This window comes from Ruegeria sp. CH5 (genome assembly GCF_056537025.1).
Genome location: NZ_JBQFQT010000004.1, coordinates 194,310 through 217,018, shown reverse-complemented (window position 1 = coordinate 217,018; position 22,709 = coordinate 194,310). Strand labels below are relative to the sequence as shown.

Here is a 22,709-nt window from a genome sequence, read left to right as displayed (position 1 = left end):
ATGAGTGACCACCATACTCGGGGTTTGACCCTGGAAGATGTTCAGCAGATCATTGGCCGCGGCATCCTTGACGAGGCCTTTCGAAAAGAATTCATCGACAACCCCGAAGGCGTAGTAAACCGCTTGGGAATCTCGCTCGATCAGGATGGCGAGGCGCGCAAGCTGTTGGCCGCGATTGGGAACGTCTTTTCCGGTGAATCCGACCTGAAGTCGGCGATGCAAGACATCAAGAATGCCTACGAAGATACGTCCGACGGTGTGATCCGGCCCCGCTGCGCGTAACTTCGCATGAGCGAAAGCGCGGCCGTCTCCAGTCAGGACCAAGGCGCAGCCCTGCATCAGCTGTGTCTGGTGTCTATGCCGTTTTCTTCGCTGCAACATCCCGGGCTTGGGATGTCTCTTCTCGCACAGCTGGCGCGGGACAACGGCTTTGCGACGACCGAGAAATACTTCAGCTTCGACTATGCCGAGGCGATCGGTCTCGATGAGTATTTCATGCTGTCTGATGGCCGCTGCTATCAGGCGCTGCTGGGTGAATGGATATTCAGCGATCTGATCTACCCGCGCAGCGATCTGGACGCGATGGACTACCTGACCACGGTGCTTGGTGACTATGTATCCGGAGTCGAGTGGCTGGCGTTCATGCAAAACGCCATCGCAGCCCGAAAGCAAGCCGGAGCGTTTGTCGAACGTTGCGCCGATGCGGTGATGGAACAGAACCCGACCGTGATCGGGATTACGTCGTCGTTCCAACAGGTCATGGCCTCGATCGCACTGGCCCGGGCTGTGCGGAAACGGTCAACCGACGTGATCATCGTCATGGGCGGCGCCAACTGCGAGGGGCCGCTCGGGCGCGCGCTTTTGAAGGCGCATCCTGAATTGGACGCGGTCTGCATTGGCGAAGGCGACCATGCCTTTCCCGAGTTTCTGAAAGCTCTGAAGCCCAGCAGACCCTTGCCTGTGGTCGAGGGGTTTCTGAACCGAAGCCAATTGGACAACCCGCTGGAGGATTCTCGACCGCGCCTGACCACGGATCTGGACACGCTGCCCATCCCGGACTTCAACGCCTTCTTTGAACAATTTCAAAGCACTACGGGGCTGTCAGCGCGCCTTGTGCCATCTGCGACGATCGAAACATCGCGTGGCTGCTGGTGGGGAGCGAAACACCATTGCACTTTCTGCGGATTGAACGGTCAATCGATGACCTACCGGAGCAAGTCAGCCGAGCGGGCTTATGCCGAATTCTGCACGCTTGCCGATCTCTATGGCCCGGATCTTGTCGTGGTCGACAACATTCTGGATCACCGCTACCTCAAGACCCTGATCCCGAAACTTGCGCAGGACACCAGACCATTCCTGATGCACTACGAGGTCAAATCAAACCTCTCGCCGACCGTGATCGCCCGTCTGGCCGACGCCGGCGTTCGAAAGATCCAGCCGGGGATCGAGACCTTCGATACTCCGACCCTTGCGCATATGAGGAAAGGGGTCAGCGGAATTCAGAACATCCAGACGCTGAAGCTGTGTGCCGAGGCCGGAGTTTTTGTCGAGTGGTGTTTCCTCTACGGGTTTCCCGGTGAAAGCCCCAAGGCCTTCGAACGGATGGCAAAGCTCATTCCGCTGCTGCATCACCTGCAACCACCCGGCTCGATTGGCCCGGTGCGAGCGGACCGGTTCAGCCCGTATTTTGAACACCCCGAGGCATTTGGGGTCGAGGTCGAACCAGCGAAGCCGTATTCATTCATATTCGACCTGCCGCCCGAAGAAGTCTGGAATTTCGCCTACCATTTCGACATCGTCGACAACGGTCCAAGCCCGCCAGCGCAGCGCGCGGCGTCGACGTTGGATGCTCTTTCTGCATGGCAGAACGAGGCCGGCACGTCAGCCCTCTACATCGAGGGCGACACGGTGATCGACCGGCGAGCGTCAGGCAAACGCGTTGTTCACCAATTGGACCAGGCGGCTCGGGCCATCCTTGACCTGAGCCCAGTGATCATCGGCAGGGCGCTTCTTGGTGATCAGGTATCCGACTTGTACGGGGTGGACGCTTTTGACTCTGCGATGGACCGCCTTGAGAAGCTTGGGCTGATTTATGTCGAGGACAAATCCGTGCTGTCCCTGGCCCTCAGATCGCCTGGCTTCCAGCGGGCGCCGACCTGGTCCGAGATCCGCAATGAGCCAGAACGTGCTTTCGCCGCTCAATTTCCCGCAGAATTCGCAAGTGAACAGGTAGCGGGACCACAACCCGCGGAATGAGATCGGACCCGGAGCGTATCAATTCCCCGGATCCGACTAACACTTATAGAGCGGCCCTGAACAATCCGGTCAGGTTTTCCTCGGTCAACTCGATGGGGTTGCCACCGCACGAGGGGTCGATGATCGCACCCTTGACCAGCTCCGGGATCGCATCCTCGGTCACGCCCAGATCGGACAGCTTGCGCGGGATACCCAGCGAGTCGTTGAACTCCTGCACGAAGGCCCGGAACCCGTCGAACCCGCCCGAAATGCCCAGATAGGCTGAGGCTGCTTCGAACCGGTCGGCGATCACAGGCGCGTTGAACTCCAGTACCGCAGGCATGCAGACCGCGTTGGTGGTGCCGTGATGGGTGTTGAACACCGCGCCGATCGGGTGGCTCATGGCGTGGATCGCGCCTAGCCCCTTCTGGAAAGCCGTTGCACCCATGGCGGCCGCGCTCATCATCTGGGCGCGGGCCTCGATGTCGGTACCATCGGCATAGGCGCGCGGCAGGTACTCCTTGACCAGCCGCATCCCCTCCAGCGCGATGCCCTGGCTCATCGGGTGGTAATGGGGGCTGGAATAGGCCTCAACGCAATGCGCAAAGGCATCCAGCCCGGTCCCGGCGGTGATGAATTTCGGCATGCCCACGGTCAGTTCAGGGTCGCAGATCACCACGGTCGGCAGCACCTTGGGGTGGAAGATGATCTTCTTGGCATGGGTTTCCGAATTGGTGATGACGCTGGCGCGGCCGACTTCCGAGCCGGTGCCGGCCGTCGTCGGCACCGCGATGATCGGTGCGATCGCCTCGGCATCCGCGCGGGTCCACCAATCGCCAATGTCCTCGAAATCCCAGACCGGGCGAGTCTGACCGGCCATGAAGGCAACCATCTTGCCCAGATCCAGCCCCGAACCACCGCCAAACGCGATCACCCCGTCATGCCCGCCCGCCTTGTAGGCGGCCACGCCAGCCTCGAGGTTCTTTTCGTTCGGGTTCGGGTCGACCTCGCTGAACAGGCCCCGGCCCAGCCCGGCGGCCTCGAGAATGTCCAGCGTCGCGGCGGTGATCGGCAGATCGGCCAGGCCGCGGTCGGTCACCAGAAGCGGGCGCTTGATCCCCGCCGCCGCGCAGGCCTCGGGCAGTTCCTTGATGCGGCCCGCGCCGAATTTGATCGTGGTCGGATAGGACCAGTTTCCAACAAGACTCATGTCAGCTTTCCTTGTGTCTAAGGCCTGCCCCGGCGAGGGGGTCGGTCCGGGGCAGGCAAATCGTCCTCAGCCCGTCACCTTCTTCAGGTGATAGGATTTGGGACGTGTCAGGTTGTGATATCCGATGATCGACAGGCCGCCACCACGGCCGGTATTCTTGCACCCGGTCCAGCACAGGCCCGGGTCAAGATAGTCGGCCCGGTTCATGAACACGGTTCCGGTCTCGATCCGGTCTCCGATGCGTTCGGCCCGCGCCACATCGCGCGTCCACAGCGAGGCGGTCAGGCCAAACTCGCTGTCGTTCATCAGGGCGATGGCCTCTTCATCCGAGGACACCTTCATGATCCCCACGACTGGGCCAAAGCTTTCGTCGCGCATCACGCGCATGTCGTGTGTGACGTTGGTCAGGATCTGCGGCGTGAGATAGGCGCCGCCGTCATCCTCGGCAAAGGTCTCGATATGCGCCACAGCACCGACGGCCACGGCCTCGGTGATTTGGGCGCGCACCTCGTCGGCAAAGCGCAAGTTGGCCATCGGCCCTAACGTCGTCTCCGGATCCAGCGGATTGCCCAGCTTGTAGCCCTTGACGATCTCGACCGCCTTGGCGACGAAATCGTCATACAGGCTTTCATGCACGTAGATCCGCTCGATCCCGCAGCAGCACTGGCCCGAATTGAACATGGCGCCGTCGATCAGAGTCTCGACCGCCGCATCCAGATCAGCGTCATCCACGACATAGCCCGGGTCCTTGCCCCCCAACTCGGTGCTGACGGGGGTAAAGGTTCCGGCCGCCGCACGCTCCATCGCCTGCCCTCCGGCGACCGAGCCGGTGAAATTCACGAAATCGAACGCCTTACCGGCGATCAGATCGTTGGTCACGTCATGGCTCAGGAACAGGTTCTGGAACACGTCCTCGGGCACGCCTGCCGAGTGGAAGGCCCGCGCCATCCGCTCACCCACCAACAGGGTCTGCGTGGCATGTTTCAGCACAACCGTGTTGCCCGCGATCAAGGCGGGCGCCACCGTGTTGATCGCCGTCATGTACGGATAGTTCCAGGGCGCCACGACGAACACCACACCATGCGGCACGCGCTTGATGTAGCGCTTGAACGTCTCGTCCTCGCCCACGGCAATATCGGCCAGCGCATCGCGCGCGATGCCCGCCATATAGGTCGCGCGTTCGTTGAAACCGCCGAACTCGCCGCCATAGCGCACCGGCCGGCCCATCATTTGGGCCAGTTCCGGCACGATCTCGTCATTCATCGCACCCACGGCCGCGACGCCGGCCATCACCATATCGATCCGCTCTTGCAGGGGCCGCGCCGCCCAATCCGCCTGCGCCGCCCGCGCCCGACCCGCAGCGGCGAATGCCGCGTCACGATCCAGGGTGTCCCGCTCGGCAAACACCGATCCGTTGATCGGCGAGATACATTTCAACACCTGACCCATTGGTCACTCCATCCTCAAGAAAAGCAGGCCCGCTGCTTCATCTGGCCAAAAATATCCCGGGGAGCGTGAGGGGCTGGCCCCTCACATCCACCCTCTACGCCCGCTCGAACCCGCGGGCAATCTCCCAATCGGTCACCACGCGCTCGAATTCCTCGATCTCGACCTCGGCGGCACGTACATAGTGATCCACCACGTCATCGCCCATGGCCGCCCGCAGCATGGTCGAGCCATGCAATGCATTCCGCGCCGCGCGCAGGTTGCCCGGAATCATGCCCGTATCCCCCTGATAGACATCGCCCTTGGTCGGCGGCTGCAGCTCCAGCCCCTCCTCGATGCCCGCAATCCCTGCGGCCAGCATGCCCGCGATGGCCAGATAGGGGTTCATGTCCGAACCCGGAATCCGGCATTCCACCCGCACCGCCTTGGTGCCATCGCCACACAGCCGGAACCCCGCGGTGCGGTTGTCCACCGACCAGATGATGCGCGTCGGCGCGAATGTGCCCTTCATGAACCGCTTGTAGCTGTTGATGTAGGGTGCCATGAAACAGGTATAGTCGGGCGCGTATTTCAGCAGGCCCGCCATGTAGTTTTTCATCAGGTCCGACATGCCCAGCGGATCGGCCTTGTCAAAAAACGCCGGTTGCCCGTCCGTCCACAGCGACTGATGCACATGCGACGAACTCCCGACCCGGTCATGATGCCATTTCGGCAGGAAGGTCGCAGCATGGCCGTGCTGCCACGCGATCTCCTTGACCGCGTTCTTGGCGATCGAGTGATACTCGGCGGTCTGCATGGCCGGGGCGTATTTGATGTTCAGTTCTTCCTGTCCGGCCTCGGCCTCGCCCTTGGAATTTTCGACCGGAATGCCCGCATCCCACAGGTGATTGCGGATCGGCCGCATCACATGCTCTTCTTTGGTGGTCTGCAGGATGTGGTAATCCTCGTTGTAGCCCGAGATCGGTTCCAGATCGCGGAAACCCTCCTTGCGGATCTGATCAAAGCTCTTCTCGAACAGGAAAAACTCCAGCTCGGTCGCGCACATCGCCTCATAGCCCATGGCCTTCAGGCGATTGACCTGCTTCTTCAGAATGGCGCGCGGAGAATGCGGGACCTCCTCATGCGTGTGGTGATCCAGCACGTCGCACATCACCATCACCGTGCCCTCCAGCCACGGCACCGGGCGCAGAGTGCTGAGGTCGGGCTTCATGACATAGTCGCCATAGCCGCGCTCCCAGCTGGTCGAGGCATAGCCGTCCGGCGTCGCCATCTCGAGATCGGTGGCCAGCAGGTAGTTGCAGCAATGGGTTTCTTCCCAGGCCCCTGCCACGAAATGACCGGCGTGGAATCGTTTGCCCATCAAGCGGCCCTGCATGTCCACCATGCAGACCAGAACCGTATCGACCGAGCCTTCGGCAACCTGGGTCTTGAGCGTGTCGAAGTTGAGCATGAGCCACCTATTTCTGCGCCGGCGCCACCTGCCGGACTGACGTTTTCGACGGCCTGCCCCCGGTATGAGGGCAGGCCGGTTTCACCTTAGCCGTACCGGTAGGGACGGCCAGCCTTTTGCATGTCGGCATTGTACTTCTTGATGATCTCTACAACCTTGGCCTTGGTCTCGGACTCGGCTGCAATCTCATCCCAGAAGGCCACTGCGGCGGCTTCGACCTGCGCCCATTCTTCATCGGGGATGGAGGTCAGCTTCATCTTGTCGCCATTGACACGCAGCGATGCCTCGCCGCCCCAATACCACCACTGGCGGTAGTAATGCGACTGGTCGGTGCAGACGCGGAACAGGGTCTGCAGATCTTCGGGCAGTTCGTTCCAACGGTCCATGTTGGCAAAGAACGACCCTGCCCAGGCGCCCGAGATGTTGTTGGTCAGGAAGTAGTTGGTCACATCCGCCCAGCCGACGGTGTAGTCCTCGGTGATGCCCGACCACGCGATGCCGTCCAGCTCGCCGGTCTGCACGGCGACCTCGATGTCCTCCCACGGCAAGGTCACCGGGACCACGCCGAACTGCGACAGGAACCGGCCCGCCGTCGGGAAGGTGAAGACCCGCTTGCCCTGAAGGTCCGCCAGGCTGTTGATCGGGTCCTTGGTGGCGAAATGGCACGGATCCCACGCACCGGCCGAGATGTGCTTGACGCCCACCTTGGAATACTCTTCGTCCCATATCTCGTTCAGACCGTACTGGTTGAACAGGACGGGAACATCCAGCGAATAGCGCGACGCAAACGGGAAATAGCCGCCGAACACGGTTACTTCGGTGGGCGAGGCCATTGAGTCGTCATCCGACTGCACCGCGTCGATCGTGCCGCGCTGCATGGCGCGGAACAGCTCGCCCGTGGGCACCAGCTGGTCGGCATAGAACAGCTCGATCTGCATCCGGTCGCCGGCGATCTGGTTGAACATCTTGATGGCCGGGTCGATCACATGCTCGGCCAGCGCGGGGCCGGCATAGGTCTGCATGCGCCAGCGGATCGTGGATTGCGCAAGCGCCGGGGTGGCCAGCGCGGCTGCCGGGGCAGCGGCGGCCCCTTTCAGGAATGTGCGTCTGTTCGTCATCTTCTCTCTCCGTTGTCGGTTTCGATGGGCGAGAGACCAACCTCTCGCAGGTGCCCCGGTATGTCCGGGGTCATTTGTTGTAGATGTAGTCGGGCAGCCACAGCGCGATCTGCGGGAAGGTCATGATGATGGCCAGCGCCAGCGTCATCACCATCACGAAGGGCAGGATCGAGCCGTAGATGTCGCGCAGCGAAATCTCGGGCGGGGCCATCGCCCGCATCAGGAACAGGTTATAGCCGAAGGGCGGCGTCATATAAGCGATCTGCGTGGTGATCGTGTACAGCACCCCGTACCAGATCAGGTCAAAGCCCAGTTCCCCCACCAGCGGCACATAGAGCGGCGCCACGATCACCAGCATCGCGGTGTCGTCCAGGAAGGTGCCCATCAGGATGAAGCTCAACTGCATCAGGATCAGGATCACCCAGGGGTTCAGACCCAGCCGTTCGGTGAACAGGGTCTCGATCGCGCGCACGGCGCCCAGCCCATCGAACACCGCACCAAAGGCCAGCGCGGCCAGGATGATCCACATGAACATGCAGGTGATGCCCAGGGTCGAGCGCACCGAGACCTCAAACACCTTGCGCGTCATCCGCCCTTTCAGCACGGCGGCGGCAAAAGCCGTCAGCGCGCCGATGGCAGAGCTTTCGACCAGCGAGGTCCAGCCATTGACGAATGGCACCATCATCGCCGCGAAGATCGCCAACGGCAGCAGTCCCGCGCGCAGCAGCCGCAGTTTTTCCGCCATCGGCACGTCGCGCTCTTCCTTGGACAGGGCCGGGCCGAGTTCCGGGTTTATCCGGCAGCGGATCACGATGTACAGGATGAACATGCCCGCCATCATCAGGCCCGGCAGGATGCCCGCCAACCACAGCTGCCCCACCGGCTGACGCGCGATCATCGCATAGAGAACCAGTACAACAGAGGGTGGCACAAGTATCCCAAGTGATGATCCGGCCTGGATCACTCCGGTCACCATCCTCTTGTCGTAGCCCCGTTTGAGCAGTTCGGGCAGCGCAATCGTGGCCCCGATCGCCATGCCTGCCACGCTCAGCCCGTTCATCGCCGAGATCAGCACCATCAACCCGATCGTGCCGATGGCCAGCCCGCCATTCAGTCCACCCATCCAGACATGAAACATCTTGTACAGGTCGTCGGCGATTTTGGACTCGGCCAGAACATAGCCCATGAAGATGAACATCGGCAGCGTCAGCAGCGGGTACCATTTCATCAGCTTCATCGCGGCCGAAAACCCGATGTCATAGCCGCCACGGTCGCCCCAGAGCAGAAGCGCAGCCACCACGGCCACGAAACCGATGGCGCCGAATACGCGCTGACCGGTCAGCAGCATCAGCATCATGGTCGAGAACATCAGGATGGCGATCAACTCATACGACATCAGATCACCTCGCGCGGGATGTCATCGCCCTTGAGGCGCAGAATATCTTTGAACAGTTCGGAAATGGCCTGCAGCAGCATCAGGATCAGCCCCACGACCATGATCACCTTGATCGGCCACAGATAGGGGCGCCACGCGGTCGGGCTGCGCTCGCCATATTGCAGGGAATAGCTGAGCGAGTCGAACCCGCCATAGATCATCACGCCGAGGTAGAAGATCAGGAACAGCACGGTGAATGCGTCTGTCCAGGCCCGCCGCCGGTGCGACCATTCGCTGTAAAGAAGGTCCATCCGCACGTTCGAACCCATCTGGATCGAATACGGTCCGCCCAGGATGTAATAGGCGACCATCGCAAACTGAGCGACTTCGAGCGTCCAGAGCGACGGCAGGAAAAAGGTCTTCGAGATCGACGACCACAGCAGAATGCCCATCATCACGAAGATACCGTACATCACGACCCGCCCGATCCAGCGGTTCATGCGGTCGATGACCGCAATATATCCCCGCATGAAGCTCATACCTGCACCCCTGCCCTCATGTGTTCTGCCCTGCGTCGGAAAAGGTTTCGACCGTGGCGGCCAAAATTGGCGTCAATAGCCCCACGATCCGATTGACCCCGGTCGGCGTGTCGATCAGATCATTGCGGATCTCGATCATCACGTTGGGCAAGCCCCGCGCGATACCGTGCTCGCGCAGGGTGTGCGTGACACCATCCTCTGGCGAATAGGGTTCGTTCAACGCCACTCTCAGCCTGCAATGCGCCGCATGATTCAGCATGGCCTGAGCCGCACGGTCATCAGAGTCATGCAAAATCCCCAGTTCGACCGCCCGGGTCTTGCCGTTGTAGATTGGTGTGAAACTGTGGATCGTAATCAGAACAGGCGGTTCTGGGCGGCGGTCCAGCGTTTGCGACAAGAGACCCCGGAACGGTTCATAAATGTCGCGAACTCGCTGGGCGCGCTGTTCCGCCGTCAGACCCTGATTGCCGGGCACCGCAAACACCTCGCTGCGCGGAGGCATCGAATCTTCCCGTTCGGGCGGACGATTGCAGTCATAGACCAGCCGACTGACCCGCGAGTGCACGAGAGGCGCATCCAGGGCGCCGGCCAGTTCAACCGCAACCTCCAGTGCCCCTATATCCCAGGCCGCGTGTGAACAGGCCGCCACGTCGTCCAGCCCCAGCCCATCCAAAGCCGCAGGAATGAACCGGCTTGCGTGTTCGCACACCAGAACCGCGCGTGCTTCGCCACGCGCGTTCAAAACGCGTGCGGCGGGCGCTTCCAGCGGGGATAACAGGGATGACTCGGTCTTGGACTGCATGCGTAGCATTTGTTACAGCGGCCTTGGACCTGTCAAGAAAATTTCTGTAGACAAAATTACAATCACTCATATCCTGTAGCAAATTGAATAATATGAGGGCGCCGATGGCCTCTGTCGCCAAAACGGTCAAACAACGCATTCAGGACGAACTTGAAGGCCTGACCCGCTCGGAACGGCAGCTGGGATCGGTCCTGTTGCAGGATTATCCGATGGGTGGGCTGCAATCGATCACCAAGCTGGCAGCGGCGGCACAAGTGTCCACCCCGACGGTCATTCGCATGGCGCGGAAACTGGGTTTCGATGGGTTTCCAGCGCTGCAGGAGGCGCTGCGCGAAGAAGTCGCGGCACAGATCCAAAAGCCGATCTCGAAACGCGATGCCTGGATCGTGGATGATGAAACCGAGCATCCGATCACGCGTTTTGCCCAAGCCGTCTGGACCAATATGCGCCACACGCTAGAGCGGCTGGACAAGTCGATGTTCGACGCGGTGGCGCAGTTGCTGGCCAATACCGAGCGCCATCTGTATGTCGTGGGCGGCCGCATCACCCGCTCGAACGCCGACTATCTGTTCAACCACATGCAGATCATCCGGCCCAACGTGACCATGCTGGGCAACTCGGCCAACGTATGGCCGCAATACCTGCTGGACATGGACGAAAGCTCGGTTCTGGTCATCTTCGACATCCGCCGCTACGAAGCGCATCTGGAGAAGCTGGCGCAAGTTGCGTCCGATCGCGGAGTGACCGTCGTGCTGTTCACCGACCAATGGGGGTCACCCATCGGCAAATCGGCCAACTATACCTTTCACGCTCTGGTCGAAGCTCCATCAAGCTGGGATTCGACGATCGCCCTTCAACTCATTTCGGAAACCCTCATCGCCGAGGTTCAGGAAGCGCGCTGGGAAGAAAGCAAAGAGCGTATAGAGGAGTTGGAGCGCTATTTCTCGACCACACGGATTTTCCGCAGCCACGAGGCGTGAGCCTTGGCTGCCTTCAATCCCATTGTTCCATTGGACCGCGACCTGTAGGGTGTCGGCCAACGCGAGTCTGAAACCTGCTTCCAACCCTTGATGAATCTCTGTCTGGTGGGTTGGGTCCGACAGTGACGGACATCGCGGCGAAACGACCCGGGCAAGTGGTCGAAAAACCAAGAGGCCGAGCCAGTGGAACGCCGCAATTCAATGGATGCATTGCGCACCGACGAAGTCAGGGATGCACGGAACCGAGGGGTTACGTTTCTCGGGATTGCGTTCCTGTTCAGCATCTTCGTCAACCTGCTGATGCTGACGGGGCCGTTGTTCATGCTCCAGGTCTATGACCGCGTTTTGGGGTCTCGCGCCGTTGAAACGTTGACCGCACTATTTTTGCTGGTTGCGCTGCTGTACGCTCTGATGGCCATGCTGGATTTTGCGCGCGGTCGCATTGTCGCGCGATTTGGTGCCCGGTTTCAGTCGACTCTGGACCAACGTGTGTTCGATGCAACCTTGCGCGATGCACTGGTGCCGCAAATCCGTGCAGCTCCGGCAAGAGCGCTGCGCGATTTGGAAGCCATTCAAACGCTGTGCTCCTCGCCCGTTTTGCTAGCGGCCATGGATATCCCGTGGACACCCGTTTTCCTCGCGGCGATCTTTCTTTTTCATCCACTGCTCGGATGGTTGGCCGTAACAGGCGGAGCGGTGCTGATCGTGATCGCAATCCTGAACCAGATGATGACCCATCGCAAAGTGGCTCAGGCACAGGCTGCGTCCGCGTTGGCGAATTCAATGTCCGAAAATGCACGCCAGGCAGCCGAGGTCATTCGCGCCCAAGGCATGCGAAAGGACATAACGCGGCGTTGGTTGACACAAAGATCGGCCGCGCTGTCCCAGAGTATTGCCGCCAGCGACTGGACTGGCAGCTTCACCTCACTGACCAAATCGCTCAGGCTGTTTCTGCAATCGGCTATGCTCGCCTTGGGAGCCTGGCTTGTACTGCAAAACGAAATGACCGCCGGTGCGATGATCGCAGGCTCTATCCTTTTGGGCCGCGCACTCGCGCCGATTGAGCAGGTCGTTGGACAATGGGGCGCGATCGAGCGGGCCCGTAGCGCCTGGTCATCGCTTAGCCACTATTTGGCCCATGTCCCTGTCGAACCCTCCAGAACCCGCCTGCCCACACCGGAAGCCCGTTTGTCGGTCCGGAACCTGACGATCATACCCCCTGGATCCGAAACCCCCACTATCCAAAACGCCTCGTTCGTGTTGGAGCCCGGCCGTGCCCTTGGAGTGATCGGCAAAAGCGGTTCGGGAAAAACCACGCTCGCCAAAGCGCTGTTGGGCCTTTGGACACCTGCTGCCGGAGAGATCAGATTGGGCGGCGCAACTCTGGATCAATACGACCCTGATGAGTTGGGGCGCCACATCGGCTATCTTCCGCAGCATGTCACACTTTTCAACGGAACGGTGGCCGAGAATATCGCTCGCATGTCGCTGAACCCTGATGAACTGGCTGTTGTTGCGGCAGCGAAGAAGGCCAATGCACATGACCTGATCCTCTCACTTGAAAAAGGCTATGACACCGTCTTGGAAGGAGCCAACAGTCAGCTATCCGGAGGCCAGCAGCAAAGGATAGGGCTGGCCCGGGCATTGTACGGCGATCCTGTCCTGCTGGTACTGGATGAACCGAACTCGGCGTTGGACACCGAGGGCACCGATGCCCTGAATGCGGCAGTCCGGGAGTTCAAAGCGGCCGAGCGCGCCGTGATCATCATGACGCACCGACCGATGGCGATTTCAGAGTGCGACCACCTGGCCGTAGTCGAATTGGGTCGGATCGCCAATTTCGGCAGCCGTGACGAAGTGTTGAACGCCATGGTCCAAAATGCGGGTGCAATCCAGAAACAGTTTCGCAAAGCGGGTGAGGCATGACCGAGGTTTCAAGCCCGCCGCCATGGCGGATCACTTTCCCCGCTCTTGTTGGATTCGCCGCGTTGGCCATTCTGGTCGGCGGGCTTGGGGTTTGGAGCGTCAGGACCCATCTGGCAGGTGCAATCGTGACCCAAGCCGTTGTCGAGGTGCAAAGCAATCGGCAAGTTGTGGAACATCCGGATGGCGGTGTCGTAGGCGATATTCTGGTTCGTGATGGCGACCGGGTCGAGCAGGGTGATTTGCTGCTCAGGTTCGATGACACGTTTCTCAAGTCGGAAAAAGTCATCGTGGAATCGCAGTTGTTCGAACTCTTGGCGCGGAAGGTTCGGCTGGAGGCCGAAAGAGACGGGGCAGACGCGAACGCGCTTGCCGACAGGATGCAAAAGCTGGCCGCCGCGGAACCCATCGATCGTGAATTGATTGATGGACAGACCCGGTTGTATTCCGCTCGGTTGGAAACCCTGTCCAAGAAGATCGATCAACTGGGCAAACAAAGGGTTCAGATCGAAAGCGAAATCGACGGGACGAAAGCGCAGCTGGTGGCCCTGCGCAGGCAGCTTGAGCTGATTGGAAACGAGTTGGAGGATCAGCAGAACCTTTTGACACGCGGGTTGACCCAAGCCAGCCGAGTGTCAGCCCTTCAACGTGAAGAAGCCAGCCTGACCGGCGAAATTGGGCGCCTGGAAGCTGCAGTTGCTCGCTTGAATGGACAGATTGCCACTACGGAATTGCAAGTCGTCGAATTGGCCGCCGCTCGTCGGGAAGAGGCCATTGCCGAGTTGCGGCAGGTGCAGTCCGAGGTCGTCGAACTGGCCCAACGCAGGTTATCCTTGAATGAGAGGTTGGCGCGTCTCGACATCCGGGCCCCGGTCTCAGGAACCGTTTTCGGCAGCCAGGTCTTTGCGGTGCAGTCGGTCGTCCAGCCAGCGGAACCTATGATGTATGTCGTCCCCCAAAACACGCCGCTTGTGGTGGCCGCCCGCGTCGGAGCAATACACGTGGACCAGTTGCACGTCGGCCAACCTGTCGCCCTGCGCTTTCCGGCCTTCAATCAGCGTGAGACACCGGAAATCGAAGGTCGGGTCATCAATGTTTCGGCAGACACGCTCAAGGATGAACAAACCGGATTCACCTATTATCGCGCCGATGTTGTTCCCGTTGAGGGCGAGTTAGAGCGTCTGAACGGACAGGTACTCCTGCCCGGCATGCCAGTTGAGGCCCTGATTAAGACCGACGAGCGTACGCCGCTTTCATACCTGATCAAACCGATGGCGGACTATTTCAACCGGTCGTTCCGCGAATAGCCAGCTTAGACCGCCTCGAGATTCCCAAGCAGGATTGACGTCATGTCCACACTGAACACCCCATCCATGGCGGTAACCGCAGCGCCGGTTTGATAGTCGACATTCGTGGGTGTGATTGAGGAAAGATCGGCGGTCTGGTCCAGGTAGACCCATTCCGGCTCATGTGCGGTGGGCAACCCAACGGCAATCTGCAGGATCGCCAGGGCATCCAGTGCATTGACGGTGCCATCCTGGGTGATATCGGCCGCGATGAGGTTTTCGGGGGCTGCAGGTCCCCAGGTTGGTCCCAAACCGACCGCTATCCGCAAAACCTGCAGCGCATCGAGGGCCGTGATCTCTCCGCTGGCATTTGAATAGGACTTGATGATGTCCACATGACCCGGCAACGAACCTGATGGCAAATCAAGATCGAATTGGCCCTGATCGTCGGCCTGTACCGATATCGGGCTGTTTCCAACTAGCGTGAACACGATCTCAGCATCGCTCAGCGCGGGGTTTGAACCGGAAGACTCTACCGTGATTGGACCCGTCACACCGGCCGAGGCCTCGGGCCCCGTGAGCACGCCAAAGTCAACGGGGATATGATCCGGCCCCTCAAAACCGGACCCGAAAATTTCGGCGCTGGTGAGTGTGCCACCGTCGGTCGAAAATAACTCAACGGTTTCATCCATGAACTCAATACGAGCCCCTTGTGCCGTTGACGTCACGGTCAGCTGGCCGGGGTTGCGCAACATCGGGTAGTCGAACAGATCCAACCGATCAGTTCCGGCCTCGAAATCCGTGATCGTCGTCAATCCACTGCCGAACCGCATAACGAAGATGTCCGCGCCGGAGCCGCCCTGCATGGTGGTTTCACTGCGACCGGCAATCAGAATGTCGTCACCGGCACCGCCCTGCAAATCAGTGTCCAGGACGCCTGCGCTCAGCATGTCGTCCTGAGCGGTTCCGGTTACGATTCCATTCCCCTCGATGACATTGCCCAAGGAGTCCAAAGACACTGTCAGCTGGGTTAGCCCTGCATCCTGCTGCGATGCCACAAAGATCTGAAGGTCGCCGCCAAAATGGGCCACCTCGATGGTCTCAACATTCTGAATACCGCTATCCACGGTATCAGCAAAGCTGTCCAGGTAGATCAGCTTGCCATCAGGGGTCATTGTCAGCAGGGTCACTCCGTTGTCTCCGCCGCCGGCAACGACAAAGACACGTCCATGGACTTCGACGACCTTCATGTCCTGAACTGCGCCAAAACGGGTACCCAACGTGTCCAACGCATGATCCTTTGGAACCAGTGTTCCGTCTGCGCGCAGCTCTATCACACTGATGGAGTTGCTGCTGGACCCGGCCACTAGAACCCAGGTTTGTCCATACGCATCAACCGTCTCCAGCGTTGTCGGAGAACTGATCCCAAGCGTTTGGGTCGTCGTGTTGTCCACTTCGATCAGCGTCCCGCTTCCTTGATCGGCGCTGAACACCCGGATCGCATTGTCGGTGGCATTGGCGGTGACGACATACTGGTTGCCGCCCACCGCCGCGGTCTGCATCGCCCCGGCATTACCCGCGACCGAGCCCACATGACTGAGCGAACCATTCGAGTTCACCACGGAGGTGCCGATGAGCCCACTGTCCTGATGGGCCACCGCCAGGTAGTCGACCGCCCCCACCGAGTACTGGACCAATGCGGTGACATCACCGCCTCCGGGAATCGCCGCCGTTTCCTGCAGCGCCCCGATCGTGCCATCCGTATTCAACTCGTACCCGACAAGGCCTGAGGCGTTGTCGACGTCCAGTGCCAACAGGTCGCTTGCGCCCAATACGACCAGAGCACCAAGGCTGCCGACCTGCAACGATATAGTGCCGCTGAAATACTGATCGTCGTGGAATTGCGGAGCCCCACCATCCACAAGCTGCCAGACCACGATGCCGCCGCCAGCCCGGGTCGTGCTGTACAGATACGTAACACCGTTAAACGTTTTTAAAGCCGTATCGCCGATACCTGAATCGAGCGCCGGACTCCCCGTTGCAACCACTCTTTCGAACTGAAGCATCAACTCAGATCACCCCCAATGCCATCGCTGGCAGTCCTTTCAAGGGTGACGCGGTGCCAAGGCAAAGACGAGAACGAAATTGTGGTGAAAACGAGGAATTTGGCTCCAGATTAACTCAATTTTTCAAGGTCCGACCGCATGAAAACCTCGGCAGCAGGAAAGAAGAACAGAACTTGGCTTCTTCGGTCTTGCCGCGCGGGTATCCGCGGCCACCAATTGTGAGGACATGATGACGATGAAACCTGTTTCGCACGAAGTCTCCATCCAGAAGGACTCACCAGATGCAGGGCATGAGAAGCATGTCCGCAAATGGGTCAAAGCGCGTCTGCGCCGATGGGCCGGATCGGGAGTCGGCGGTGGTTTGGCCTCTGCCCTTCTGGCCTTGCCGGCGCTGGCCCAAGCCACTGAGGAGGAGTTGAGCGCATTTCAGTTTGCCGATGTCCTGCCCGGTGTCCAGTCGGTCAAACTGCTGCCCAACGGTGACGTCCAACTGAAGCTATTGGACGGTCGCACAGTCCTGGTTTCCGCGGAAAACGTGCACGTTCTGGACAACGGTTCGATCATGATTGCCGAAGACGTGGCCGTTGAAGTCGCGCAGCTTGCAGTGGCCGCTGAAGCCGCCGGGGCAGCGGCAGCTGGTGGTGGCGGCATGGGAGCCGCAGGCGCGGTGCTGGGTGGTTTGGGTCTGGCCGGTGCGGCCGCCGCTGGCGGCGGTGGCGGCGAAGATGCCGCGACGCCCGAGGAATCTCCGCGCCCGCCCAGTCTGAACCTGTCACAGTTGCAGGGAAATTCGCTCAACAGCACCACCGCCATGGCGTCAGCACCTGACGGCACCGTTTCGGTCGAAGTAACCATCGGGTCGGTCACCAAAACCGTTTCAGCGGGGCCGGACGGCAGTTGGAGCGTTTCGCTTAGCCAAGTCGAGGCGGCAGGGTTGCCTCAGGGGGTCACATCCGTGACGATCCGACACCTGGATGGAGCCGGAGGTGAGATCGATGTCGAAACAGCCACGTACAACATCGACACCATCGCTCCGACCATCGCGGTAACAGGATTTTCCCACGGGGCGGTCATGAATGCGGCCGAGAGCGCGTCATATCTGGAAATCAGTGGTACGACCGATGCGGAAAAAGGTCAGATGGTGACTGTGGGGTTGAACGGTCAGATCTATACCGCAACCGTGTCCGGCGGCACTTGGAGCGTCACGGTTCCGGCCGCCGATCTGGCGTCTCTGCCCGATGGCGCGACCGTCACTGTGACCGCTGATGTGGTGGATCGGGCAGGGAATCCGGCGGCTCAAGCCACCAACAGCTTTGATACTGACTTTTCCGCCCCAGCCATAACAATAGACCCTGTCGCAGGCGGCCAGATTGATCTTGTAGACGTCGGATCGGACCTGACGATTACCGGCACGACGACCGGCGAAGATGGCCAACCGGTTGTGCTGACCTTCAATGGCCAGACTTACAGCGGCATCGCCTCAGGCGGTGCTTGGAGTGTGACCGTTCCCGCAGCCGACCTCGGCGTTCTGGTCAGTGGCAGCCCCATCAGCATCAGTGCCGCGATCAGCGATGCCGCCGGAAACCCGGCCACGCCTGCTGCGGTTTCGGTACCCGTGGATCTGAGCGGACCGTCCATCTCGATTTCGCCTCTATCCGTCGGTGCGGTGTTGAACGCAGTCGAAGTCGGGGCGGATCTGACGATCAGCGGCACGACCGGAAATGTCACCGATGGCCAGACAGTCACCGTAACTTTGGACGGGCAGACCTACACGGGCCCTGTGTCCGGAGGGACGTGGAGCGTGACCGTGCCGAGCGCGGATTTGATTGCCTTGGCCGACGGCGCAACTTTCACCATCACCGCCGACGTGAAGGATGCCGATGGCCTCGTGGCCCCGCAGGCGAGTGCAGGAGTTTCCAAAGACGCAACCGCCCCAACGATCAGCATCGACACGTTTTCGGACGGCGTGGTCATGAACGCGGTCGAACAGGGAACCAACCTCAGCATATCCGGAACGACGACCGCCGAAGACGGCCAGACCGTGACCATAGGAATGAACGGCCAAACCTACAGCGCCACCGTTTCAGGTGGAAACTGGAGTGTCAGCATTCCCGCAGCCGATCTGGCCGGCCTCTCTGACGGTGCCACCGTCACCGTGACCGCCGATGTTTCGGACCTTGCCGGGAACCCGGCCGCACAGGCCACTGGCAGCTTCGACACGGACTTTACGGCCCCCGCCCTGTCAATCTCGACGGTATCGGCCGGGGGCACCATGAACCTGGCAGAGCAATCCGGCGGAATGACGGTCTCCGGCATTTCCGACGCGCCTGATGGAACGGTCGTCTCGATCCAAGTTCAACGAGCGGATGGGACTGTGGATGTCTCCGGCACCGCAACAGTGACGAGTGGCGCGTGGACCTACACCGCTTCACCCCTCGACCTGAGCGGCCTGCAAGATGCCGAATCCTACACGGTTTCCGCGTCAGTCAGCGACGCAGCTGGAAATACACAAACGACTTCGACTGGGTTCAACACCGATTTCAGCGCGCCTACCATCTCAATGAACCCGCTGGAAACCGGATCTGTGCTGGACGTCACCGAAAAGGACAGCGACCTGACAGTATCGGGGACAACGACAGCCGAAGATGGGCAAACCATTTCTGTCGGGCTGAACGGGCAGACCTATACTGCCACCGCTTCGGGTGGGGTCTGGTCGACCACCATTCCTACAGCTGATTTGAACGCTCTTTCTGACGGAACAACTTATTCTATCACCGCATCGGTTTCGGACATGGCTGGCAACCCCGCTTCTCAGGCGGCAGACTCGGTGACCACCGACTACCGACCCATCCTGACCTTGAATGAGGTCGGTGCCAACGACGCGGTTTCGCTGAGTGAAGCGCAATCCAGCGGCCTGACGGTCAGCGGTTCATCTATCGGTCTCGGGGCGGGACAAACCGTTGAGGTGATTCTGAACTCGGTCTCTGTCGGCACAGCCACGGTTGCGGCCAACGGCACGTGGAGCCTGAACGTACCTGCCACGGCGTTTTCGGGTACAACGGCGGGTGACCTTTTGGATTTTTCGGTTTCAGCGACGGTTGCCGGAGGACCGAACCCCCTACCCGCGACAGACATGGCGACGGCTCACGTTCCAGCGGCCTATTTCGTCTCAGAGGCAGATCGCAGTGGGTCGACGATAACCTTCGAAATTCATGCCGAGGCGGACCGGGACACATCCAGCGGGATGGCTTTCACGGCCAACTTGGGTTTTGACCCTGCGGTCGTGACCTATGACACGGGATCCGAGGTCGAAAGCACCGATTTTGATCTGTTTCTGGCAAACCCGAACGGGGCGGCGGTAATCGGTTTTGCCGGCGCCGCGACAAGCGTCAGCGACCTGACCCAGCCTGTCGTAACGTTCACGATGACGGTGTTGGACCTGACGAAGCCGATCGAGTTGACGATCAACACGCCTGACGGTGGCCCGACCCATTGGGTATTGGGAACAGACGGCGCGGACACATTGGCGGGCACGGATATCGACGATGTCATCCGCGGTGGCGACGGTGACGATGTGATCGATCTATCCGGCGCTGGCCGAGATCTTATCGTTTTCGAAGCGGACCCGACAGCGAACGGCACCGACATCGTAACGGGTTTCACCCTGGGGCCTGCAACCGACATGGCCGACGCCATTATGTTCAGCGGGTTGGATGTCTCATCGCTTCGCGGTGATGGAACAGGTGCCGAAACACTAGCGATTGGCGACATGATCGCGACCGACACAGGTTTTGTAGGGCTGACAACCACACTCACCGATCTGACAACCGATACTCTGGAAGCCGCTGCCGAAACGCTTACTGGGGCTCAAGCCGGAGATGAGATCTATCTGCTGGCCAGCGATGGAACTGACAGTGTGCTGGTCAAGGTGGACTATTCCGCCCCAACCTCTGCCACGGTCAACACGGTCGCGCAGTTTGACGGCCTGGGTGATCTGAGCGGTCTGAGCAGCGACAACATACTGCATACCGATCCGACAGGCGCGTCAAGTTGATCCTGACAAACATGAAAAGGTGGGGCCGCCCCGGCCCTTTCTTAACGGACCAGCGGAGACCTCAATGGCAAAGAACGGCCCAGTACCCGTCACTCTCGACAGACATTCCGATCGCTCGTGGCACAGATTTACATCCTACGATTTCGCGCGCTGCAGATTGGAGTGCGAGATCGTAAGTGCGGAAGTCTCAGAAGCAGCCGCCTCATTTCCAATTGCGTTTCGATCCTCTGGGGGCGGGGTATCGCCACATGCAATTCTGGCGACCGCAGCTTCTCCGGAAACACCATTTGTTTCGTACCAAGGACGCTGGCGGGCCACCTATGTTCCTTCCTTGCTGAGATGCCATCCGTTCTCAATCGAAATGGTCGGTGGCGAAGATGGATCGCGCACCAACTCAGGCAAGCTTGTTGTAGATGAAACCACCGGACTCGTGTCCTGTGACCAATCCGGCAGCCCGTTCTTTGCAAAGGACGGCTCGATCTCCTCTGAACTGGAAACGCTGAAGGGCTTCTTCAAGAGCTTTCTGGCCGATCGCAACGCAACCCGACGTGCCTGCGCGCTGATAAAGGAATTGGGCCTATTCGTCGAATTGACCCGTTTTCGGGATGCGGAGTTGCTCGACGGTTGGATGAGCGTGGACTTTCGACGCTTCAACCAACTTGGGCCGGCGCAGACAGCGGTTCTGCAATCTAGCGGAGCGATGCAGTTGATTTACGCTCATCAAGTCTCGCTCAACCATCTTCTGTGGATGCACCACTGCCAGACGCATTCTCCCAAGGTGATCAGCACTCCTGCAAACGGCAGGGACCCCGACCTTATGAGGTTCTTGGATGCCATTGCCGCGGAACGAGACTTGTCGGACGCGGAGGCCAAATATGCCTACCTTTGATCGACTCATCTTACCTCTACTGGTCGGTTCGGTGGCCGTGCTCACTGCGGCTTGTGAGCCGGTTCCGGATCTTGCCCCGATTGAGATGGCTTTTTCAGAAGGATCAACGGGCGCTGGCGCGACAAAGCCGTCGGGTCATCTGACTCGCAGTTCATTCGGCCAGAGAATACGGCGCGCGGTAGAAACCAGCCCGAACCTGGCGCAGAGCGAGACCGGCGTTGACGCAGCCTTTGCAGATATGGACGCGGCAGAAGGAGCCTTTCTTCCGCAGGTGTCACTTGGCGTAAATGCCCGATCGGAACGGGTGGACTCGGATATTGCGGATGTATCGCCATATCTGCGGGTATCACAGCTTGTATACGACGGGGGAGCTGCCGCCGGAGACTTGGCAGCGGCGCGGGCCCGTGTCCTCGTAAGCCGCGGCGATCAGCTTCAAACCGCAGCCGCGACGGCCCTTGCTGCAATTGAAACCTATGTGTTGGTCATCGACCGGCGGAAAATCGTTAAAATCGCTTGGGAAAACGTCCGCCGCCATGAGGAGATCGAGAAACAGATCTCCGACCGCGCCGCGCAAGGGGCCGGTTCCGCTGCCGACGTTCTGACGGCGCGTTCTCGGGTCGCGGATGCCAGGACCAAGTTGGCGGATGCCCGGGCTCAGGCTGATCGTGCCAATGCGCGGTTCCAAGAGGTGTTCGGTACCCCACCAGGCAAACTGGATCCCCCTGTCCCAGCGCCCAACCTGTCGAGAAGCGACGCCGTCATCGTGATGGACAGCCCGCAGGTTCGACGCGCAGACGCTGCGGTTCTGGCGGCACAGGCAGACCGCTCTGCCGCAACTGCGAGGCGTCAGCCGGACGTGCGGGTTTCGGCATTTGCCAACCAGGACGACAGCAGGGACGCGAATTTCGGCGTAGACCTCTCGGTCAACTACGAGCTGGACAGCACCGGTCAACGGCGGGCTGCAATTGCCGCCGCCGAAGCGCGGGTCAAACAAGCGGAATATGCCCGTGAGGTTCTTGTTCGGGAAATCCAGCGCGAGCTAGGTTTCATTCGATCCGACCAAAAGGCCGGCGCCCAGCGTCTGCGCGAGGCCCGCATCGCAGTTGCCGCAAATGCCGACAGCGTTGCCGCCACTCAAGAGCAATTCCAGATCGGGCGCAGCAGCCTAATCGAAATACTGGACGCGCAGCGCGATTTTGTGAACGCCCAAGAGCGACTGATCCTGGCGGAGCAGAATTTCTTCCTAACGAACTACGCCGCGCTCAGCCTTACGGGCGACATCATTGATCTGCTCGGCATCCAGCTCAGAACATGGGGCAACTGACCATGACCCAAC

The 22,709-nt window shown here is 60.1% G+C and carries 16 protein-coding genes; 8 read left to right on the top strand and 8 right to left on the bottom strand.

Annotated elements, in window-relative coordinates; translation table 11 throughout:
* Both ACR0JC_RS14010 and ACR0JC_RS14005 read left to right on the top strand, forming a co-directional pair.
* On the top strand, window positions 1-282 hold the full coding sequence (locus ACR0JC_RS14010; RefSeq protein WP_170341400.1) for an Os1348 family NHLP clan protein: 282 nt from the start codon (window positions 1-3) through the stop codon (window positions 280-282).
* 6 nt (window positions 283-288) lie between these two features.
* Window positions 289-2,256, top strand: a complete 1,968-nt coding sequence (locus ACR0JC_RS14005) for a RiPP maturation radical SAM C-methyltransferase (RefSeq protein ID WP_170341398.1) — start codon at window positions 289-291, stop codon at window positions 2,254-2,256.
* Between the two features lie 43 nt (window positions 2,257-2,299).
* On the opposite strand, the gene ACR0JC_RS14000 is transcribed toward ACR0JC_RS14005, so the two are convergent.
* From ACR0JC_RS14000 to ACR0JC_RS13970, 7 genes are all read right to left on the bottom strand, one after another.
* Entirely contained in the window at window positions 2,300-3,445 is a 1,146-nt protein-coding gene (locus tag ACR0JC_RS14000) for an iron-containing alcohol dehydrogenase (protein WP_170341396.1), read from the bottom strand.
* Window positions 3,446-3,511: 66 nt separating this feature from the next.
* Window positions 3,512-4,894: an aldehyde dehydrogenase family protein gene (locus tag ACR0JC_RS13995; protein ID WP_170341394.1), complete on the bottom strand. Its 1,383-nt coding sequence runs from the start codon at window positions 4,892-4,894 to the stop codon at window positions 3,512-3,514.
* Between the two features lie 94 nt (window positions 4,895-4,988).
* Window positions 4,989-6,341, bottom strand: coding sequence for a glutamine synthetase family protein (locus ACR0JC_RS13990; RefSeq protein WP_170341392.1), 1,353 nt, complete (start codon window positions 6,339-6,341; stop codon window positions 4,989-4,991).
* An 86-nt stretch (window positions 6,342-6,427) separates the two neighbouring features.
* Entirely contained in the window at window positions 6,428-7,459 is a 1,032-nt protein-coding gene (locus tag ACR0JC_RS13985; RefSeq protein ID WP_093963096.1) for a TRAP transporter substrate-binding protein, read from the bottom strand.
* 70 nt (window positions 7,460-7,529) lie between these two features.
* Window positions 7,530-8,855, bottom strand: coding sequence for a TRAP transporter large permease (locus ACR0JC_RS13980; protein ID WP_170341390.1), 1,326 nt, complete (start codon window positions 8,853-8,855; stop codon window positions 7,530-7,532).
* Window positions 8,855-9,373: a TRAP transporter small permease subunit gene (locus ACR0JC_RS13975; RefSeq protein WP_170341388.1), complete on the bottom strand. Its 519-nt coding sequence runs from the start codon at window positions 9,371-9,373 to the stop codon at window positions 8,855-8,857. Before ACR0JC_RS13975 ends, ACR0JC_RS13980 begins: the two co-directional genes overlap by 1 nt.
* A 16-nt stretch (window positions 9,374-9,389) precedes the next feature.
* On the bottom strand, window positions 9,390-10,175 hold the full coding sequence (locus tag ACR0JC_RS13970; RefSeq protein WP_170341386.1) for an N-formylglutamate amidohydrolase: 786 nt from the start codon (window positions 10,173-10,175) through the stop codon (window positions 9,390-9,392).
* 104 nt (window positions 10,176-10,279) lie between these two features.
* Between ACR0JC_RS13970 and ACR0JC_RS13965 the strand changes: the two genes are divergently transcribed.
* From ACR0JC_RS13965 to ACR0JC_RS13955, 3 genes are all read left to right on the top strand, one after another.
* Window positions 10,280-11,155 (top strand): MurR/RpiR family transcriptional regulator, encoded by an 876-nt coding sequence (locus ACR0JC_RS13965; RefSeq protein ID WP_170341384.1) that lies wholly within the window; start codon window positions 10,280-10,282, stop codon window positions 11,153-11,155.
* Between the two features lie 201 nt (window positions 11,156-11,356).
* Complete coding sequence (locus ACR0JC_RS13960; protein WP_170341784.1) at window positions 11,357-13,081, top strand: type I secretion system permease/ATPase; 1,725 nt, start codon at window positions 11,357-11,359, stop codon at window positions 13,079-13,081.
* A complete protein-coding gene (locus ACR0JC_RS13955; protein ID WP_170341382.1) occupies window positions 13,078-14,385 on the top strand; it encodes an HlyD family type I secretion periplasmic adaptor subunit in 1,308 nt (435 codons plus the stop codon). Before ACR0JC_RS13960 ends, ACR0JC_RS13955 begins: the two co-directional genes overlap by 4 nt.
* Window positions 14,386-14,390: 5 nt before the next feature.
* On the opposite strand, the gene ACR0JC_RS13950 is transcribed toward ACR0JC_RS13955, so the two are convergent.
* Window positions 14,391-16,430 (bottom strand): dockerin type I domain-containing protein, encoded by a 2,040-nt coding sequence (locus ACR0JC_RS13950; protein ID WP_254430771.1) that lies wholly within the window; start codon window positions 16,428-16,430, stop codon window positions 14,391-14,393.
* A 229-nt stretch (window positions 16,431-16,659) separates the two neighbouring features.
* Between ACR0JC_RS13950 and ACR0JC_RS13945 the strand changes: the two genes are divergently transcribed.
* The 3 genes from ACR0JC_RS13945 (at window position 16,660) to ACR0JC_RS13935 (ending at window position 22,697) form a co-directional block, all read left to right on the top strand.
* A complete protein-coding gene (locus ACR0JC_RS13945) occupies window positions 16,660-20,484 on the top strand; it encodes an Ig-like domain-containing protein (protein ID WP_480763973.1) in 3,825 nt (1,274 codons plus the stop codon).
* A gap of 64 nt (window positions 20,485-20,548) precedes the next feature.
* Window positions 20,549-21,373: a SapC family protein gene (locus ACR0JC_RS13940; RefSeq protein WP_170341376.1), complete on the top strand. Its 825-nt coding sequence runs from the start codon at window positions 20,549-20,551 to the stop codon at window positions 21,371-21,373.
* Window positions 21,315-22,697 (top strand): TolC family protein, encoded by a 1,383-nt coding sequence (locus ACR0JC_RS13935; RefSeq protein WP_367647295.1) that lies wholly within the window; start codon window positions 21,315-21,317, stop codon window positions 22,695-22,697. The genes ACR0JC_RS13940 and ACR0JC_RS13935 overlap by 59 nt, the downstream gene beginning before the upstream one ends.
* The last annotated feature ends 12 nt before the right edge of the window (window positions 22,698-22,709 follow it).

Bases quoted from the DNA above. Each gene is read 5' to 3' on its own strand.
- ACR0JC_RS14010 (WP_170341400.1), top strand. From the start codon at position 1: ATGAGTGACCACCATACTCGGGGTTTGACCCTGGAAGATGTTCAGCAG.
- ACR0JC_RS14005 (WP_170341398.1), top strand. From the start codon at position 289: ATGAGCGAAAGCGCGGCCGTCTCCAGTCAGGACCAAGGCGCAGCCCTG.
- ACR0JC_RS14000 (WP_170341396.1), bottom strand. From the start codon at position 3,445: ATGAGTCTTGTTGGAAACTGGTCCTATCCGACCACGATCAAATTCGGC.
- ACR0JC_RS13995 (WP_170341394.1), bottom strand. From the start codon at position 4,894: ATGGGTCAGGTGTTGAAATGTATCTCGCCGATCAACGGATCGGTGTTT.
- ACR0JC_RS13990 (WP_170341392.1), bottom strand. From the start codon at position 6,341: ATGCTCAACTTCGACACGCTCAAGACCCAGGTTGCCGAAGGCTCGGTC.
- ACR0JC_RS13985 (WP_093963096.1), bottom strand. From the start codon at position 7,459: ATGACGAACAGACGCACATTCCTGAAAGGGGCCGCCGCTGCCCCGGCA.
- ACR0JC_RS13980 (WP_170341390.1), bottom strand. From the start codon at position 8,855: ATGTCGTATGAGTTGATCGCCATCCTGATGTTCTCGACCATGATGCTG.
- ACR0JC_RS13975 (WP_170341388.1), bottom strand. From the start codon at position 9,373: ATGAGCTTCATGCGGGGATATATTGCGGTCATCGACCGCATGAACCGC.
- ACR0JC_RS13970 (WP_170341386.1), bottom strand. From the start codon at position 10,175: ATGCAGTCCAAGACCGAGTCATCCCTGTTATCCCCGCTGGAAGCGCCC.
- ACR0JC_RS13965 (WP_170341384.1), top strand. From the start codon at position 10,280: ATGGCCTCTGTCGCCAAAACGGTCAAACAACGCATTCAGGACGAACTT.
- ACR0JC_RS13960 (WP_170341784.1), top strand. From the start codon at position 11,357: ATGGATGCATTGCGCACCGACGAAGTCAGGGATGCACGGAACCGAGGG.
- ACR0JC_RS13955 (WP_170341382.1), top strand. From the start codon at position 13,078: ATGACCGAGGTTTCAAGCCCGCCGCCATGGCGGATCACTTTCCCCGCT.
- ACR0JC_RS13950 (WP_254430771.1), bottom strand. From the start codon at position 16,430: ATGCTTCAGTTCGAAAGAGTGGTTGCAACGGGGAGTCCGGCGCTCGAT.
- ACR0JC_RS13945 (WP_480763973.1), top strand. From the start codon at position 16,660: ATGACGATGAAACCTGTTTCGCACGAAGTCTCCATCCAGAAGGACTCA.
- ACR0JC_RS13940 (WP_170341376.1), top strand. From the start codon at position 20,549: ATGGCAAAGAACGGCCCAGTACCCGTCACTCTCGACAGACATTCCGAT.
- ACR0JC_RS13935 (WP_367647295.1), top strand. From the start codon at position 21,315: ATGCCATTGCCGCGGAACGAGACTTGTCGGACGCGGAGGCCAAATATG.